Source organism: Methylomonas sp. MgM2, assembly GCF_054172045.1.
This window is the reverse complement of sequence record NZ_JBSYXO010000006.1, coordinates 110,227-127,496: the sequence shown is the minus strand read 5'-3', so window position 1 is coordinate 127,496 and position 17,270 is coordinate 110,227. Positions and strand designations below refer to the sequence as shown.

14 protein-coding genes are annotated in these 17,270 nt (G+C 53.2%); 1 reads left to right on the top strand and 13 read right to left on the bottom strand.

Annotation, left to right across the window (positions count from 1 at the left end; translation table 11 throughout):
• Positions 1-6: 6 nt before the first annotated feature.
• From ACW73I_RS07115 to hsdR, 6 genes are all read right to left on the bottom strand, one after another.
• The gene (locus ACW73I_RS07115; protein WP_458028544.1) at positions 7-621 is read right to left on the bottom strand and encodes a hypothetical protein; all 615 of its coding nucleotides are present in this window, start codon (positions 619-621) and stop codon (positions 7-9) included.
• Positions 618-1,355: a hypothetical protein gene (locus ACW73I_RS07110; protein WP_458028543.1), complete on the bottom strand. Its 738-nt coding sequence runs from the start codon at positions 1,353-1,355 to the stop codon at positions 618-620. The genes ACW73I_RS07115 and ACW73I_RS07110 overlap by 4 nt, the downstream gene beginning before the upstream one ends.
• A gap of 278 nt (positions 1,356-1,633) precedes the next feature.
• The gene (locus ACW73I_RS07105; RefSeq protein WP_458028542.1) at positions 1,634-2,800 is read right to left on the bottom strand and encodes a restriction endonuclease subunit S; all 1,167 of its coding nucleotides are present in this window, start codon (positions 2,798-2,800) and stop codon (positions 1,634-1,636) included.
• Complete coding sequence (locus ACW73I_RS07100; protein ID WP_458028541.1) at positions 2,797-4,008, bottom strand: PDDEXK nuclease domain-containing protein; 1,212 nt, start codon at positions 4,006-4,008, stop codon at positions 2,797-2,799. Before ACW73I_RS07100 ends, ACW73I_RS07105 begins: the two co-directional genes overlap by 4 nt.
• Positions 4,005-5,783 (bottom strand): N-6 DNA methylase, encoded by a 1,779-nt coding sequence (locus tag ACW73I_RS07095; protein WP_458028540.1) that lies wholly within the window; start codon positions 5,781-5,783, stop codon positions 4,005-4,007. Before ACW73I_RS07095 ends, ACW73I_RS07100 begins: the two co-directional genes overlap by 4 nt.
• 15 nt (positions 5,784-5,798) lie before the next feature.
• A complete protein-coding gene (gene hsdR / locus ACW73I_RS07090) occupies positions 5,799-8,285 on the bottom strand; it encodes an EcoAI/FtnUII family type I restriction enzme subunit R (protein WP_458028539.1) in 2,487 nt (828 codons plus the stop codon).
• Positions 8,286-8,427: 142 nt separating this feature from the next.
• Here hsdR and ACW73I_RS07085 point away from each other — a divergent pair, with 142 nt between their 5' ends.
• Positions 8,428-8,715: an HU family DNA-binding protein gene (locus ACW73I_RS07085; RefSeq protein ID WP_458028606.1), complete on the top strand. Its 288-nt coding sequence runs from the start codon at positions 8,428-8,430 to the stop codon at positions 8,713-8,715.
• 6 nt (positions 8,716-8,721) lie between these two features.
• On the opposite strand, the gene traN is transcribed toward ACW73I_RS07085, so the two are convergent.
• The 7 genes from traN to ACW73I_RS07050 are packed head-to-tail and all read right to left on the bottom strand — an operon-like array spanning position 8,722 to position 17,268.
• Entirely contained in the window at positions 8,722-11,508 is a 2,787-nt protein-coding gene (gene traN, locus ACW73I_RS07080) for a conjugal transfer mating pair stabilization protein TraN (protein WP_458028538.1), read from the bottom strand.
• Positions 11,505-12,545: a TraU family protein gene (locus tag ACW73I_RS07075; RefSeq protein ID WP_458028537.1), complete on the bottom strand. Its 1,041-nt coding sequence runs from the start codon at positions 12,543-12,545 to the stop codon at positions 11,505-11,507. The genes traN and ACW73I_RS07075 overlap by 4 nt, the downstream gene beginning before the upstream one ends.
• Complete coding sequence (locus ACW73I_RS07070; protein ID WP_458028536.1) at positions 12,542-13,747, bottom strand: TrbC family F-type conjugative pilus assembly protein; 1,206 nt, start codon at positions 13,745-13,747, stop codon at positions 12,542-12,544. Before ACW73I_RS07070 ends, ACW73I_RS07075 begins: the two co-directional genes overlap by 4 nt.
• Complete coding sequence (gene lepB, locus ACW73I_RS07065; RefSeq protein ID WP_458028535.1) at positions 13,734-14,282, bottom strand: signal peptidase I; 549 nt, start codon at positions 14,280-14,282, stop codon at positions 13,734-13,736. Before lepB ends, ACW73I_RS07070 begins: the two co-directional genes overlap by 14 nt.
• 4 nt (positions 14,283-14,286) lie before the next feature.
• Entirely contained in the window at positions 14,287-14,604 is a 318-nt protein-coding gene (locus tag ACW73I_RS07060; RefSeq protein WP_458028534.1) for a hypothetical protein, read from the bottom strand.
• Entirely contained in the window at positions 14,594-17,008 is a 2,415-nt protein-coding gene (gene traC, locus ACW73I_RS07055; RefSeq protein ID WP_458028533.1) for a type IV secretion system protein TraC, read from the bottom strand. The genes ACW73I_RS07060 and traC overlap by 11 nt, the downstream gene beginning before the upstream one ends.
• Positions 17,005-17,268 (bottom strand): RRXRR domain-containing protein, encoded by a 264-nt coding sequence (locus ACW73I_RS07050; RefSeq protein WP_458028532.1) that lies wholly within the window; start codon positions 17,266-17,268, stop codon positions 17,005-17,007. The genes traC and ACW73I_RS07050 overlap by 4 nt, the downstream gene beginning before the upstream one ends.
• Positions 17,269-17,270: the final 2 nt, after the last annotated feature.

Sequence of the window (17,270 nt, the reverse complement as noted above, 5' to 3'; positions counted from 1 at the left end):
TATCGTCTAGTGTCCACGGTCTGAGTCACCATCAGTTTTGGATTGGAGACTAGGATTTGTTAATCGAGGATCATCCTCCCAGTTTTTCACCCCTTCTTTTAACGCTTGAACTTGGTCGGTGCGTTTTTTCTCGCGTCGTTCAATTTCTTTAACTTCCGACCTTAGTTCACGTATGTCTTCCAGTTCGAGCCAGACCCGGCGCAACAGAAAAAGGGAAAGCATCAGAGTGCCAAAAGCGATTGAAAAAATAGTTGGTGTTATCGTTAACCCACCATCTTTCATAAACATGGGTGTGTTTATTACCAAGCTGCATATCCCTAAAACAACCGCGCGAAACCAAAACCATTGCAGCCTAAGGCGTATTGCCGACTCTAATCCTCGGTGTTGCTTGTAATCGATAGCGGCCAACTCGGTTAAGTCGTAAAGCTTGTTATAGACAATCATTGAAAATGCCCAAACGATGCCAAGCAAAATCGTCGAATATTTTAAAAAGGAAACCAGCGTCTGATCTGGCAATAGACCAGTAATCCAAAATCCAAAACTGGCACCCGCGGCAATACAAACTCCGCCCGAGAATAGGGTTCGAAACAGACTTGGATTCCGACGCGATGCTTGGCTCATGGCTCAACAACTTTTTTATCAAGTTGATCCAGCAACCATTGCTGCATTTTTTGAAACAACTCGTTATAGCTCGGTATGCCGTCCCGTGCCTCAATTCGAAGTGTCGATGATAGTTTCAATTGATTGCCATCGACCTGACCACCACCAACCAAATGTAATTTTACTTGGTCTCCGTCGATATGGCGCATGGCCAATGCCATATTGTCCAATAATTCATGTGCCTTTTCGGTGGTTTTTCTTTTGTATCGAATCCGCAAACTCACTTCAATGTTGCCGTCCAGAGCATCCGCCAGTTTCATCGAGTCTAATCGATCGCCCAAAATCTGCCGAACCATTTCCAAGCCAATACCCTTGAAATTGAAAGCAGTATCTTCGACGAGTTCTTTGTTTGTGCTCGGCGGGGCAGCCTCAGCTTCAATAAATGGCGCGCCGATTTCCACTTCCTTTACATGAGCATTGCGTATCCGTTCTTTGGTTGCCGCTGATATTTGATCAGACAAGCTGACCGCGTTGCCGTCTGCCACAACCTTGGCTTGCTTCAACAACCAATTACAATGGGTTTCAATCTGTTTGGAGCCGAGTGCGTTGGACTGAACAACGAGGACATGATTGCCAAATAGCCCGAAATAACAAACACCTTCCAGGAACTCACGACGCTTATTGTCATCGCCTTTTGGCGGAGCAACTTGCTCGATAGTCAAGGTTTCGGCATCATCGTCTTCGGCAACTATCATTTGCTGCGTACCTCGCTCATACGAAGCGAAAATGCCGAAAAGCATGTTGGCGTGGGTGCGGTGATAAATGATCGAGCGAACGTGCCGGTTATCCTCGCCCAATACCTCTTTTCGATCGCCCATCCGATGAAGTTTCTTTAACGCCAATTCCAGTTTTTCTTGAATGGTCGGCGCATCCTTCTTATCAAGAAAAACAGCCTGTTTCAGGTATACGCGCTTCGTGACGACTTCTCGTGCCATTATTTCTCCCTAAATTTAATGCTGCGATTATGGCTGGATTATTGAAATACCCGTTCCAGCGTGGCTGGAATCAGAGCTTGATTAGCTTCGCGGATTGCTGCATGTTTGTCCTTGAGTGCTTGGTAAGCGTCGAACATTTTTTCAATCCGTTTTTGTTCCTTGAGTGGCGGCAACCATATTTTTCGATGCAATATTTTTTCTGGTTGGATGCGAAGTCTCCTATCACCTACACCCTTACTCGACATCGCAAGCTCTTGCCAATCCTGTTCGGTCAGAAACAAAGTGATTAAAAACTTGGTTGTTGCTTTTTCCAGGTCAATATCAAATGTAGGAAATTCATTCGAAACAAAGTAGCCATCGAATTCAGGTGGTACCAATGCGTATCCACCCTCAAATGCGAAGAGACGGCTATAGATAAACTGACCATTTCTTATTTTATAAAGCGTTTTTGCACTGGTGCGGCTGCCTTCGATTGGAGGTTTCTCGAATAATCCCTTGGCAAAACTGTAGATACCTATATTGGGGTAGTTTTCATTGGCGTCTACGGTAACCGGAGATAGGGCTAGCTTAGCGAAATCGCCAATAGCAGTTTCTTTCCAACCCATTGACTTACGTTGTTCATCAGATAGATCACGACGGGTTGCCATCGAGATCAACAGCCGAAAAGCATCATTTTCAGCAGCATCCAGATGTTCTTTGACTTGCCGTACTTTGTCCGCCAATTGATCTAGGCGGGCAACGATGCACTGTTGTTCGTCAATTGTAGGCAATGGAATATTCAGGCTCAAAAACTGAGCTGGCGATACCGACTCACGTCGCGCGCCCATGCCTTTGGCTTTTCCCTGTAGTTGTGCCCAAACTGCTTCTCTTTTGCAATACCAATCGAGGTAACGAGTATTGAGCCGATCCGGATTCGCTCTAAAAGTTGGAAATACAGGCGATAAAAACCATCCATCAAATTCTTCTGGGATTCGAGCAATAGCGCCTTCCCAGGCCTTGGGCGAACTGATAACAAAATCCCCAGCATTCAAGCGGTGAAAGCGTTTATAGGTTGTGTCCAGTGGAGAAATAGGTTCTCGTTTGAATAGGCCTCTGGCAAAACCGTAAACACCAGCAAGATTGACCGTTTCCAGTTCAGCACTTTCAACAGCATCAATTTGAGTATGTAATACCTCGCCAAGTTCGACCGATGGCCACCGACTCATGCTTCACCTTCATTTTTCGAGCCGACCAACCGCCGTGTCTCCAATTCAATCCGCGACCGCTCCAATTCCTCCGCCAACAGCTTTTCATCCGGCAGCACGGTTTGATATTCGGCGGCCAGTACCTTGTTCGGCAGGTTGTCCAAGGCGTAATGCGCTTCCGCGGCGCCTTTGGCGGCGCAGAGTATCAATCCCACCGGCGGGTTTTCGCCGGGCTTCATCCAGTGTTCGCGGGCGTAATTCAGGTAAAGATGCATCTGGCCGGCGTCGGCATAGCTGAACTTGCCGACCTTGAGATCGATCACCACCAGGCATTTCAGGCGGCGATGGAAAAACAGCAAGTCGATGCGAAACCAGGTATCGTCGAGCCGCAAGCGGCGCTGGCGCCCGACAAAGGCAAAGTCGTCGCCTAATTCCAGCAGAAAGTCGGCTAAATGCTGGATCAGCGCGTCTTCGAGATCGGATTCCGAGTATTGGTCTTTCAGGTTGAGGAATTCCAGCACGAACGGATCCTTGATGGCTTGTTCCGGCGTGATAACGTCATCCTGTTCGGTGTGTTCCGCTTGTTCCAGCATCGCCACTTTGTTTTTGGATAATGCGGTGCGCTCGTAAAACTGGCTGTTGATCTGCCGATCCAGTTGCCGCACTGACCAGCCGCAACGCAGGGCTTCGGTTTCGTAAAAGCCGCGCGCTTCCGATTTTTTGACCGAAAGCAAGCGCACGTAAGCCGACCAGGGCAGCGGGAAGGCTTCGGCTAAGGTTGCGAAAGTGAGTAATTGTCCAGACGCTGTCTGGATAATTGGCGTTGAAGAAGATTCTGCAGACAGTGTCTGCAGAATTGATGGAGCGTAAGATGGCGCAGACAGTGTCTGCGTATTTCGCGCCAATATGCCAGACACAGTCTGGCATATTTGTTCCAATGGCCAGGCCAGATAAAACGCCCGCATTTGCTGGAGGTTACGAATGCTAAACCCTCGGCCAAAACGGTTAGTCAAATCCAGTGCAAGACGTTGAGTTAATGCCTCGCCATACGCGGCGCGATCTTCACCACCTTGTTCGAATTCGACGATGCGGCGGCCAATTTCCCAATAACTGGCGGTCATCAAGGCATTGACGCTACGGGCGGCGGCGCGGCGAGCGTTTTCCAGTAGTTGGACGATGTCGGTATGGATGTCGCCGTAAGCGCTGGGCAAATGACGGGATTCGCTCATTGTTCCACCTCATGTACCAAGGTTTCGATCTCGCCCAATAAGCGCATCACTTCGGTTTCGTGGCTGCGCATGCTGGCAATCAGGTCTTTGGGGTCGGCGTGTTCCAGGCCAGACTTGGCATGGGGATTCTTTTGATCAAGATTATAAATTGGCCAGTACAACGCATCGCCTTCGCTTTGCGCGGCTTTGGCGGCCGTTTCGTGGGCTTGTTGTTTGGCTTTCAGGTCGCGCAGCTGGGGTTGCAAGGCGGCTTTGTCGCCGTTGCCGGCGGCGGATACGGCTTGCTCCAATTCGCGAATCTGTTTACCCAAGGCCAGCGTGGCGGCGCGTTCACTTTCAGCCCGTTGCCAGTGGGGTTCGGCTGTAGCTAGAGCTTCCGCGCGTTTGCCGGCAAAGTCGACTTTCCAGGCTTGCGGGGTTTCCTCGCGGTTGTGCCACCAGTTTAAGGCCGGTTCCAGTTCCTCGAATTGCAAGGGTGCGGTTTTGCTGTATTTCTTGCGGCCTTCCGGTAACGGTTGTTCGTAATACCAAATGGTTTCGGTGGGGCCGCCGCGCTCGAAAAACAGCAAATTGGCCGGAATGTCGGTGTAGGGCGCGAACACGCCTTGCGGCAATCGCACGATGGTATGCAGGTTGAATTCTTTCAGCAGCTCTTCCTTGATGGTGGCGCACACGCCATCGCCAAATAAAGTGCCGTTGGGCACAACCACGGCGGCACGGCCGCCACGTTCTGCGCCAAAGCCCGCGTAGCGCAGTTTACGCATGATAAATTGCAGGAACAGCAACGCGGTTTCGGCGGTTTGCATGTTGGCCGGAAAATTGGCTTTGATGCCGGCTTCTTCCTCGCCGCCGAACGGTGGATTGGTCAGAATCACATCGACACGTTCGCTATGGCCGATTTCGGTGACGCGGCGTTCCAAAGTGTTGCCGTAAGCGATTTGCGGGGCTTCCAAACCGTGCAGCAGTAAGTTCATCTGCACCAGCATATACGGCAGCGGTTTGGCTTCCTGGCCGAATAGGCTTTCACGCTGGAGTTTTCGGCGATCTTCGGGCGTGACGACTTGTTTCAGTAAATGGTCATAAGATTCCACCAGAAACCCGCCGGTACCGCTGGCTGGGTCGAGTACGGTTTCGCCGAGTTTGGGGTCGGTGACTTGTACCATGAAACGTACTACCGGCCGCGGGGTATAGAACTCGCCGGAATCGCCGGCCGCATCGCGCATTTCCCGCAACATCGATTCGTACAGGTGCGACAGGGTGTGAATCTCCTCGCTGCTGTTGAAATGAATGCCGTTGATCTTGTTGATGATGTCACGCAGCAAAAATCCGCTGACCATGCGGTTTTGCACGCCTTTGAACACGTTGGCGATGACTTCGCGCTGACTGCCTTTTTCGCCTTCGCCAGCTAAGCCGCGCAGATAGGCAAACAAGCCTTTGCCGCGTTGGCCGTCGGGACGGATGGTTTCGTCCTGGTTGATGAAGGACAATAATTCTTCGCCGGTGACGCCATCTTCCCGTGCCGCCCAATCCCGCCAGCGATAAGGCGATTCGACGATGGACTGATAGCGTTTGCCGTCCAGCTCGGCTTCCTGTTCGTGCAGGATTTCGAGGTCGTCGAGGAATTTCAGAAACATCACCCAGGTAAGCAGTGGTAAACGATCGACGTCGCCGTTCAAGCCTTTGTCTTTGCGCAGGATGTCGCGCGCCGATTTGATCAATGCGGACAGTTGTTGTGCGGTGGTTAATATGGGTTTGGTTTTTTTAGGTTTGGCCATGCAAAGAATGAATAATTATTGGTAGATGGCGGACTGTAATTGAGACACAGCCGCTTTCAGGCCCTGAATGCCGCCGAAATGTCGGTTGGCGATTTCCGTGGGGGTGCCGTATTGTTCAAACGGCTGGACTTTCATCAATTCGGATAAGGCGTTGAATTGGCTGATGCCGCGCTCGATGTATTTATCCAGCATCAGCGCGAGGATTTCTCGGGCCGTCTCGTTGTGCTGACTAAACAGATTTTGCGCCGATTTACGGGCTTGTTCGGCACGTTGCCGGCGGGTCAACAAAGGCGCATTCCAGGCCAGATGGCAGAGCAGATCGAAGGGATCGGCATCCGGCAAGTCGGACGACGCAGCGAGTTCTTCGAAGCTGATGCCACGTTCGGTGAGTTCGCGTAGCAAGTCGCTACGGGTATCCGGGTTGGCCCAGTCGCGCTGAAATTCCTGACTGCCCGGATAAAGTGAACGTACCGCGCGGCCGGAGTATTCGGTGTAGCGCACGACTTGCAGTTTCTTGCCGTCGGTATCCAGATCGTAGACCAGATGGCCGATGACTTCGACGGTGCCACCATCGACATAGAATTTACGCGGCTCCTGGGGCGGATCGGTGATGATTTCACCTTCGCCGCCAGCAGGATTGTCATCTTCTGACTGGTATTCGCCGGATGTTTCCTGGACTTCGTTGTCGATGATCTCGATCGTGCTATCGACAATTTCGCCTGCTTCATCGATGATGACTTCTTCGATACGCGCTGGATCGCCGTCAAAATCCGGATCGGCGAAATGCCGGGTTGCGGTGCCGGTGAAATCAATGATGTTGAAGTATTCCTTGCCGTAATCGACCTTCAGGCGGGTACCACGGCCGACGATTTGTTTGAATTCCGAGCGCGAACCGACCACGCGTGCCAACACCACGTTTTTCACCATTTCGGCATCGACGCCGGTCGTCAACAATTGCGAGGTCGTCAGGATGGCGGGCGTGGGTTTGTCGACATCCTGAAAATGGGCCAGATGAGTCAGACCAATGGCGCCCTCATCGGCAGTAACCCGGCAGACGTAATCGGGGTATTGTTTGACCAAATCGCTATTGAGGTTGAGCAGTTCCTGGCGCATTTCCGAGGCGTGCTCCTGATCAACGCAAAATATCAAAGTTTTGGCGAAACGGTCGGTGCCTTTCAAAAAGTCCGTCAGATGTTTGGCCATGGCACGAGTTCTTGCGCGTAAGGCAATCACGCGCTCGAAGTCCTTGGTTTGATATTCGTCATCCGGTACCGCTCTTCCGTAGCGGTCGAGTTCATCTTTGGATGGTCGCCAGCCTGCGGCATCGACGGTGGTAATCACGCGATGTACCCGGTAAGGAGCCAGAAAGCCGTCTTCGATGCCCTGGCGCAGGCTGTAGGTGTAGACCGGATTACCAAAGTACTGATAAGTATCGCGCGAGTCTTCGCGTAACGGTGTGGCGGTCATGCCGACTTGAACCGCCGGTTGGAAATAATCCAACACCGCCCGCCAACTGCTGTCGTCGCGACTGGAGCCTCGATGACATTCGTCGATGATGATCAAGTCGAAAAAATCCGGCCGGTATTGGCGAAATATGTCGCTGGCTGGATTGGTCAGTGCCTGATAAATGCCGAAATACATTTCCCGGCCCCGGCTGACATCGTTGCCGGAGATTTTGAAGCGGGCATCGCCGAACGGCGCAAACATCTTGGCCATGGGATCATCGACCAAGATATTGCGGTCGGCCAGAAACAGAATCTTGGGTCGTCGATATTCGCCAGTTCTGCTGATGCGCGCCGTCCCTGCCGCGCTCCCTTCGGGCGCACTATGTGCGTCCAAATTCGCTCCCGGCGAATTTGTCCAGCGGCTATTCCACAACTTCCAGCACAATTGAAACGCCACGCAGGTTTTTCCGGTACCGGTTGCCAGTGTCGCCAGGATGCGCTTTTGTCCTAACAGGATAGCTTCGATGATGCGATTAATGGCAATGACCTGGTAGTAACGCGGGGTTTTGCCGGAAACCAGATTAAAGGGTTCCAGTAAATGATTGCCGGCCGATTCGGATAAGGACGTCGACGCCGTTAAACGCTGCCATAGCTCATTTGGGCTAGGATATTGCGTGACAAGCCGTTCGGTGCCAGTTGTGTAATCGATTTCGATGATATGCCGACCATTGGTGGCGTAGGCGAATTTCAGGCCCAGGATTTCGGCATATTCGCGGGCTTGCTGGACGCCGGTTTCGACAGGGAGGTTAACACTTTTGACTTCGACGACGGCCAGAGGGAAATCGCGCCGGTAGTAAAGCAGATAATCGGCACGCTTTTGTTGACCGCGACGTACTTTGCCGCCAGTGACAAAGATCCGGCCGTTTGTGAAGGTGCGTTGTTCGCCGATTGAATGGGGCGAGATAGACCAGCCTGCATCAATCAATTTTGGGGTAACAAATTCGCGACTGGTATCTGCTTCGGTCATGATCGTATCGCGTTTGTTGTCCCTGTCCATTTAGCTGTTTCCCGATTAAATGCCTAACGGTTATGATGGGGTATTAGTCAAATATAGAAATATTAGCAGCTAAGTGGGTTAAAGCCTAAACTTAGCCGGCTATTTACTTTGTTAACCACCGATTTTAATTTCAGTTCAACACATAAATCATATGAATAAATCTGACCTTATCGACGCTATCGCCAGCCACGCCAACCTGACCAAAGCCGATGCCGGCCGCGCATTGGAGGGGGTTACCCATACCATCCAAGCCGCATTAAAAGCAGGCGATTCCGTAGCATTGGTGGGCTTTGGCACCTTTGAAGTGAAAGAACGGGCCGAGCGTACCGGTCGGAATCCACAAACGGGCGAAGCCATTACCATTGCTGCATCTAAATTACCCTCTTTCAAAGCCGGCAAGGGCTTGAAAGACGCGGTCAGTAAGGTTTAGGCCACATCATTGCGGCCCCATGCTCCAGCCCTCCAGTTCCGACTGCCGTTTGACCGTGGGTACGTCCAGATCGGTCATTCGGCCTTGGGTGCGGGTTAAGGTCTCCTGACGACTGGTGGTCGAAGCGCCGTATTTCTGAGGATTCAGTCGGCTACCCGTTCCAGTCAGTTGATCCAGATTCAGCATGGACGCAGCATTGGCGGCCGTTGGTAAATGTCCTGTCTGAGCCAGAATGCCCAGCCACTCGTCCAGATTGACTTGAGTCCAGTCCACCTGGTCCAGGTCTGCAACCTTGATTCCGGTACAACTCGGACTTTCCGGCGTGCCAAAATCCATGCCCAGTTGCGGTTTGATTTGTTCGTTGAGGATACGAGCAAGAGGCGAGTTGTAGCAGCAATAACTTTCCTTGCGCACCCAGCACACGCCAGCGACCTTGCTTTCGCAATAGGTGCCAAGGTCCGTACAGACTTTCAGCTGTTTCTTGGCGGCCAGTTCATATTCTGGTTCCTCGCAGGAATAGACGATCTGGATAATCATGATGATGATCATCACCACGGTATACGCCGTCATCAAGGTACTGAGCAGTTCGCCGGCGACTGCGGCACCGCCACCCAACTCGACGCCACCCGATTCGGCCGCCGGGGTTAAATTACCGGCCGAGTCGAAAGCTGCCTGGCCGCCGGCACTGAACAAGGCATTGCCAGCCGCTTCGCCAAATGTCTGGCCGATCCATTCCGCCACCGACTTCATCAATTCACCTTTGAGTGAATCGAGCAAGCCTTGCGAGGCGATGTCGCTGGTACTGAGCATGTCGGTACCGACCAGGTCATTCACCGTCGAGGCAAAATCCGCCTGAAAGCTATTCCAGGCATCGCCGGCCAAAGTAAACGGTGTCCGCATGGTTTCCCAGGCGCCACGAACGATGGAAGTACTATCCATCGCCATGACTGCACTGTCCATTTGACTGGTCGCCAGTAGTAAATCGATATAGCGACCCAATCCCATGGCCCCCTCAGGCGTCTCACAGCAGTCAACCAGACTGAGGGCGCCGCCAACCATTTTGCAACTGGCGGGTTTGCCTTGGAAGACTTCACAGGTGGTGGGATCCTTCTGTTGCAGATCGGCATTGGCATAGTCGCAATGCAAATCCATCGCCATTTGCTGGGCGCTGTTCAATAAGGCGACGGCCTTGCTGAAATCCTGACTTTGGGTCCGATTCACCGTGATGCAATCTTCGCCCATACAACGAATCGGTCCGGCGCACTGCTGCTGGGTACTGCTCTGGATACCGGGAATGCCGACGGTTTGACCGCAATCGTAGGTATCGATGCTGTCCCAACAGGTGCCGGAGGCCAATACGCTGGTACATTGGCTTTTTATGAACGAACAGCCTCGTGTTTCCAACGATTCGCAAGTCTTTTCGGGTGTGCCGCTCGCCGGCGGTTCCAAACAATGCGTGCCAGCCGTATCGGTCCAGCATTGGCCGTATTGATTCAAATCGCAGTTTCCAGCGGCCTGGATACTCATACAGGTATTGCGAATGCCTGCAGAAGCGGCGACAGGGGCTTGGATTAAATCCGAATCGCAGACCATGACTTGCGAAGTCGGATCGACATAGCAGCCCGAGGCATTGGCGGGGTCGTTGGTGCAGCTCAACTGGCTGCCCGCCTGGCAAATCCCATCGGTAATGGCATAGGCCAGATTCTGGCAATTCGGTCCGCTCCAGCTCCATTGATCCTGGGTGATCAACTTGGATAAGTCGTAGCGCAACCGAATCCGCGAATAGCCTTCACCTCGTCCGGAAACCAGGGTTTCTTCCTTGAACACCTTGGTTCCGCTACTATTGAAGGCATAGAGCACATCGGTATTGGGCGTTTCCTCCCAACTGGTATAAAGCTCACATGGTCCCGACCAACCGCTGCGACCGGTGTAGATCAGTTGATTGTCGTAATAGACCCGCGTGTGGTCGTCGTATTTGACGTACTCCAAAGTGGCGCTGGTGATGGTTTCCGGGTGCAAGACCTCATACTGGACTTGCCAAGTGAATAGCCCGCAATCCGATTCCCAGTAATCGTTACCGACCCGACCGACGTATAAATCCAGACACCCCGGCCCGCAACTGGATAAGCCACCGTCGCCGCTGACGAAGCGGATCAAGGGTTCGACACTGACTTGGTGGGAGGCGGTACAATTTTGCGGTACCGCCGGTTGCCGCAGGCATAACTGATAATCCGGAATGCGCACGGACTGTTGGGTTTCGGTTTGGGTCGTGGTGGTCGTGCAGTCCGAGAACGACTGCGCCCAAGGCGTGAAGTCAGTAAACACCTGATCACCGCTTTGCCAGATCGGATCGCTCTGTAAATCCGGGTGCGACTGATGGGCATTGTCGATCAAGGTGCGATAGGCTTCGCCGGTCAAACTGCTTTCGCCGTTCAAGCTGGTCTGGGCATCCAGTCCCGCGGCGAGGGTGCCAGGATTGTCGCCATACAGATTAGCAAAATCGCTGGTGGTCGTCGTGGCATTAGTCGTATCCGGAAACAAGGTGCCGATCGAAATGGCGCTTTCCTGAGACGTGCCTGGATTCAAGGTCAGCGAACCGCTGCCGGTATCGATGGGGAATTCAAACCCGCCAATGATTTCCTGGCCCAATTGCTGACCGTTATTGCCGGCGGCCTGAATGGCATCCGCCCACGAAATGCCATAGGGCGTCCAGGCCAGAGTCACGCATAACACGGCGGCCAGGGCTTGGGTAAACCCGCGATGCGGCGCGAATAAGGTACTGAGATTCATCATAACCCCACGCAACAGTCACGCCAAGACCAAAGCAGATATAGATGATCTTCGCCCGGCCCTGGATAAGTGCGGCCTGCACCCCATTTGAAGGTGGTTTCGCCAATGACATGATTGGACTCGGTTTCTGCGACCGGATAAAACATCGATAACCGATATTGCGACTTGGGGATGAAGGGATAGATGGTGCCGCCGCATAAGGCATCGTTGCCGGAGGTTTTCCAGGCCAGGCCCCGCCGATGCAAAGCGGCCGTGGCGCGCGTGGCCAACAAACTGGTGATACGCGGATCGGTACCGTAACTGGTCGGCGAAATGCCGGATAAGGGATACATATGGCCCCAGGCGCCCGCACACCAGAACAAGGTATCCAAAGGATTGCCGGTAGCTGCCGCCGCGGCATCGGCGACACAGGCCGAAATCGCCACCGGGTTGGCAAACAAGGCCGTTTCCGGACTGGTGAAGAAAGCCAACAAATCACTATTCCAGGTCGGATCCAGTTCCGAGACATACAACAAATCGAAGTCGCGATAGCCATCGCTGTTACAGCGGCCATCCCAGAACAGATCCAGTAGAATGGTCAGCGGAAATGCGAAATAGTGGTAATTGAAAAACGACATCTCGCTGGCATCGAAGTCGGCCTTGCCGGTGGTGGCAATCAGTCGCAGATTCGACTCGCTGATTTTATGGCCGCCCAGTGCCGGCGAACACCAGGGGTTACGGACGATCTCGATCAGTCGGGCCGGATTCCAAAGCCCCATGGTCATGCCCAACTCGGGAATCCCCATCGGATCGGTACAGAAGCAAAACTTCTCATCGGTGGCGATACTGGGTACGTTGCCACCGCCCAGAGACGCCCCGGCCGCCCGAATCGGAAACAGACAACTCCAGCAAATATCGGTGATCAGCTTGCCCGACCACAGTTCGGCATCGGCACACAGTGGATCGATGGCGTTGCTGGTGGTTTCGGCGTGACCAACGGCCGACAGCAAAAGCCATGACCAACACAAGGTTACGATAGATAATCGAGATAGGACTTTCATGACTCGCCTCCCGCTGTTGCAGCCGGTAGCTTGCGTTCGTGGACGACCAGACGATTGCCGGTTTGTTCGACCAGGCTCGGTACATGCTTTAATTGAAATCGGCTACGCACATCTGGCGTCAACAAGTACACCGGTGAATTCAGCGAAGTTTCCAATGCTTTCAACGCGTCCCAGCCCTCTTGACGTGACACCGACGTTGTCAGATACATCACGAGGGCTCTTTTGTCCTGGCAGGTCTGCTGCCGAATCAGCTCGACTTGAGCCGGAACCGTGGCATCGAACACCTTCAGGCATAAACCAAACGGTATCTTGTCCAACGGATTGATGGTTTGTCCGGCTCGGACGATGAGCTGACCATTCGGCGCAGTCAGATTACGCGGCGAGGTGACAGTCATATCGATCACTCGCTCACGATCTTCCGGCGCGACTGGCAACACTTCGAATTTTTGCTGATCCCAGAATCGAGCGATGGCCTGCCGCTGCTTTTGTTTCCAGTCGATCGCTGCCATCCGGCGTTTGATTTCTTCTAGCAGATCGATTTCGGCTATGTCGTAGACTTCGCCCAATCGGCCTAAATCGCCGCTAGTACCGGCTTTGAATTTTTCATCCAGCCAGCTCAAACTGCTGACGCCTCTGACTTGCAGAAACGCCTTGCCATCCGATTCCACAACCATTGCCGGCACCGACGACACCGCCCATTTTTGAAAGCGCACCGGATCGATGACGATGTTGGGCACGGGATCGACGTCTTTCAGCAGTCGTTTCAAATCGGCAAACAGGGCAGGGAGTTTTTGACCGGGTTTGGGGCCTCGAAACACCAGCAACACATCGTCCTGTCCCGATGCCTCATCGAAGAGGCCTTTCAATGCGGTATCGCCGAGCGAGAACGAAACGAACACCAGTTTGAGCGGTTTGCCAGGATTAGGTCCTAGCGTTTTGTCGAGTGGGTTTGAGGATGCGGAAATCGATGGTATGGCTTTCGCGTTTTGCATCAGCTCCATGGCTTGCCGGTTTGCTTCCAGTTGATAAGGATTGCCATTCAGCCAGACCGGCGTGTCTTGACCCTCCAAGGCATGAAGAATCCGTTGCGATCGGGATAACCATGCCTCCTCAGCATGCACCGACGCGATCAGTAACACATTCGCCAAGCAAATAAACACGATTTGGCGTGGGCGATGGGACAAAAACTCAAAACAGCGCATAAGCCCGCCCAATCACTTGATGATCGTAGACATAGCCCCAGTAGCGCGAATCGAAACTCTTATCCGTTTGTCCGGTTACCCAATAGGCTGCCGGCGGAATGGTTTCATTGCGTTTGAAGCTAGCGGCTGGCTTTTTGAGTTTTTCCGCTAACGGCAAGCCTTCGATGATCGAGGAACCGTTGACGCTGGTTTGTCGACTGTCGACCTGAATATGATCGCCGGTGACGCCGGCGGCGATTTTGACGATGATTTGACCATCCTTGAAATAGGGCGCCATACGCTCGGCACGAAACGCCATCAAATCGCCGCGCCAGATGTCTTTATTGTGGGTGTCGATCAGATAGATCCACTTGTCCGGTAAACAGCGATCGACTTGATCGTCGCCGCCGATCAGGAAACGTTGGCCCAGGTATCGTTCGACGGCCAATATCAAAATCAGGATCGGCAAGGCCTTCAGCAAGAACCAGCCCAGAGCGGCTTTGGTTTGACAAGGACGTAGCTTGCTGGGTTTCGATGGTGTGGAGGTACCATTCATACTCTCACCGTCCTTGGTGTTGGATATAGATGTCTTGAGGCGCCGCGACCACCGCCGTGGAATCGATGACCAGATAGCCTGCATCACTGAGTTTCTTGGCTTGGGCTTGCCAGTCATCGACGATCTGGGTCATCTGTTTCTGGCTGGCATTAGGCGGTATCGACTGAATCAGCTGGGCTCTGTCGAGGACGAACACTGGTGTTACCAAATTCAGGCGTGCCAGTGGTTCCTGTAATTGCTGATGGGCAGTAAACCACCCGCCGATGCCACCCAAACAGGCGGCGATCAACACAGTAGCGAGCCATTGCGCTTTAGCGTCCATGGGTGAACTCCCGTGATTTGGATTGGCGGCTGTCGATCAGCTGTTGAATGGCGTCGGCCAGACTCAGTCCTTGCCGGCGCAGTTGTTTCAGGGCCTGCACGTCTTCCGGTTTGGTGGAGAACAGAATGCGTTTGAACGGATCGACGATCAGACGGCCAATACCGGAACCCATTTCGGTAATGAAGAAGATTTCCGAGTAAGCGCCTGGCAGGGTGTGCACGGTTTTTAACAGCTCATAGCCACCGTCCGATAACGGCAAGCGCCGGTCCTGCTTCATACCTTCGATGACTTCGGCTTTTTGACCGAGCAGATACATATTCGCAGAGTTCTCGACGATGGCGCGGCCAGCGGCATTGCGGTACAGGTCGTTGACCGACTGGGTGATGGTCACCGCCGCACCGCCGTATTTACGAAACCGGCGGTAACCGTGTTCCATGAACTTGGCCACATCGCCTTCGGTGAGCAAATCCCAGGCTTCGTCGATGATGACGATCTTGGGCCGGTTGCGTTCGCCGAGATACATTTCCTGCTGGATCTGGTAAATCAGCTGCAGTAAGACGACCTGTTGCAGATGCTTGCGGCCCTTGAGCTCTTCCAACTCCAATACCGTAAAGTCTCTGGCAAATTTGGCGTTGTTCTTGCCGTTGAAATAGCGACCGTACTCACCGCGGGTGGTAAAGGGAAACAGTTGCTCGCCGACATCCTTCAAGCGTTGATCGGCTTCGGTACAAAGGCATTTTGCAATGTCGTCCACCGACATGGCCTGAGCTTTTTCGGTCCACAGTTGCTTCAATATCCGCTTAAGACCTGCGGTTTGAAAGTCGGTGAGTTTCTCGGTTGGCGCCGCCATTTGGCTGACCAAACCGGCCAACATGTCGGCTTCCTCCTCGAAGTTTTGCACGATCTCGAACGGGTTCATGCAAATCCCCGAACCGTGGGTGAATTTGACGAAATCGCCTTCCAGCACTTCGCACAGGTTTTCATAGGAGCGGCCGACATCGATGGCCCAGATTTGTGCGCCTTCGGTCAGGTAGCTGACGATGATTTCGTTGGTCAGAAAGGATTTGCCCTTACCGGATTCGGCGGCGATACACAGGTTGTAGTTACCGGTGGTGTCGAACAACGACACCGCCATGTGTTCACCGTTACGCGACACGAAATTCAGAGTCGGCGTGCCGGTGCCGGCCCAATCGCCGAATAGCGGCAATAACGGAATGGCATGCCGCGTGGCCAGGGTGCGGTAGCGTTTCAGATCGGCAATCGCCAAACGTTCGGGTCCGAACGGCAAACAGTTCAGGAAAAACGGCAAGCAGAAATACTTGTCTTCCAGCAGCTGAAAACCCAATTCCCGAAAATACACTCGGGCATTGGATACCGCCGCCGCTTGTTCAGCTTCTTCACAGAACAACAGCACACCGAAATAACTGCGAATCGGCCGATCGCCATCGCCATAGGCTTCGAATAGCACGTCGAAATGATGTTTACGCTGCACCAGCACCGGTAAAAACCGGGCAATCGGCGTATTGACCTGGTTGGTAATGAATTGCCGTACCCCTTCCTGCCGAGTGCGTGTCGATTCGGCGTCGGGATAGTGCAACGTTAGACTGATCAGCGCATTTTGGCGTATACCGCGGGTACCGGACAAAATATCGCCCAGATAACTCTTGGCGCTACCAAAGTAAAAATGGTTCGGTGTGCGTTTGGCCGACAGGGTTTTTACTCGTTTTGACCCTAGCCAGATGCCTTTTTCGTCAGTCTGTAAGGCATTGTCATAGTCTAGTAATTGGTTGCGAATCAGTTGCGTGGGATCACATTCCGGTACCACGCGATCTTTCCAGCCGGCATCGGCGTTCCAGTTCAGCAGGGTATTGAGCACTCGTACATACTGATCGGCATCCAATACCTCCGGATAAAGACCGATGGTCGACAACGATTGCTGCGTTGCCAGTTGTAATTCAGTGGCTCGACGGATTTCCGCTTCACTAGGCCTAGGATTGTCCAACGGTAATTTCACCGTGACCAGAACATGACTGCGTCGTAGCCTTGCACCGGAAATCGCTTCAGGTGGTTTGGTGGTACCTTGGCGCAGGAATTCGACGCTGGCTCCGGTCATGGCTTTATAGGTCGGTTTTTGCTGTTTCAATCGACGGGTTTGCATGACCGCCAGCGCTTCTTCGATATCCGGCGAAGTCCAAAGACTAACCTGCAGCAAGGTCTCGGTCGGCCAATCCTGATTCAGCAACACATTCACGCGAGCAGACACGCTCTGATCGGCCCCCGTCAGCGGACGACAGATAAAGCCAAAGCCGATGCTGCGATCGGCTGACAAAAACAGATGGTGATCGCTGTCATAAGCCAAGGCGGAAAAAAGCGTGTCGGCGGTATGCAGACGGGATGGTTTCATGTTGGCTCCTGGTCATACAGACATTGCACGGATTCAGCCTGGTGTTGAGCCAATAGGCGGATCGTGAAAGGATGGCGGCTGACGCGCATCGCGCGCTTTTTACGCAACAACTCCCGCGCCCGCGCTGGATGGCATGGATTGATCGGTTTGCCGTCGGCGGCCTGAACCAGGACGGTGCGCTGCTCGTTTGGCGTAGTCGTGATACGGCGGTTGCCTGCCGTGGTCTCGGTACTGGGCTGTGGTCCGGTGATGTGGTTCATAA

Excerpts from the sequence above, each read along its gene's own strand:
- ACW73I_RS07050 (WP_458028532.1), bottom strand. The coding sequence starts at position 17,268 with ATGAACCACATCACCGGACCACAGCCCAGTACCGAGACCACGGCAGGC.
- ACW73I_RS07100 (WP_458028541.1), bottom strand. The coding sequence starts at position 4,008 with ATGAGCGAATCCCGTCATTTGCCCAGCGCTTACGGCGACATCCATACC.
- ACW73I_RS07105 (WP_458028542.1), bottom strand. The coding sequence starts at position 2,800 with ATGAGTCGGTGGCCATCGGTCGAACTTGGCGAGGTATTACATACTCAA.
- ACW73I_RS07070 (WP_458028536.1), bottom strand. The coding sequence starts at position 13,747 with ATGCGCTGTTTTGAGTTTTTGTCCCATCGCCCACGCCAAATCGTGTTT.
- traN (WP_458028538.1), bottom strand. The coding sequence starts at position 11,508 with ATGATGAATCTCAGTACCTTATTCGCGCCGCATCGCGGGTTTACCCAA.
- hsdR (WP_458028539.1), bottom strand. The coding sequence starts at position 8,285 with ATGGACAGGGACAACAAACGCGATACGATCATGACCGAAGCAGATACC.
- ACW73I_RS07060 (WP_458028534.1), bottom strand. The coding sequence starts at position 14,604 with ATGGACGCTAAAGCGCAATGGCTCGCTACTGTGTTGATCGCCGCCTGT.
- ACW73I_RS07110 (WP_458028543.1), bottom strand. The coding sequence starts at position 1,355 with ATGATAGTTGCCGAAGACGATGATGCCGAAACCTTGACTATCGAGCAA.
- traC (WP_458028533.1), bottom strand. The coding sequence starts at position 17,008 with ATGAAACCATCCCGTCTGCATACCGCCGACACGCTTTTTTCCGCCTTG.
- ACW73I_RS07095 (WP_458028540.1), bottom strand. The coding sequence starts at position 5,783 with ATGGCCAAACCTAAAAAAACCAAACCCATATTAACCACCGCACAACAA.
- ACW73I_RS07115 (WP_458028544.1), bottom strand. The coding sequence starts at position 621 with ATGAGCCAAGCATCGCGTCGGAATCCAAGTCTGTTTCGAACCCTATTC.
- lepB (WP_458028535.1), bottom strand. The coding sequence starts at position 14,282 with ATGAATGGTACCTCCACACCATCGAAACCCAGCAAGCTACGTCCTTGT.
- ACW73I_RS07075 (WP_458028537.1), bottom strand. The coding sequence starts at position 12,545 with ATGAAAGTCCTATCTCGATTATCTATCGTAACCTTGTGTTGGTCATGG.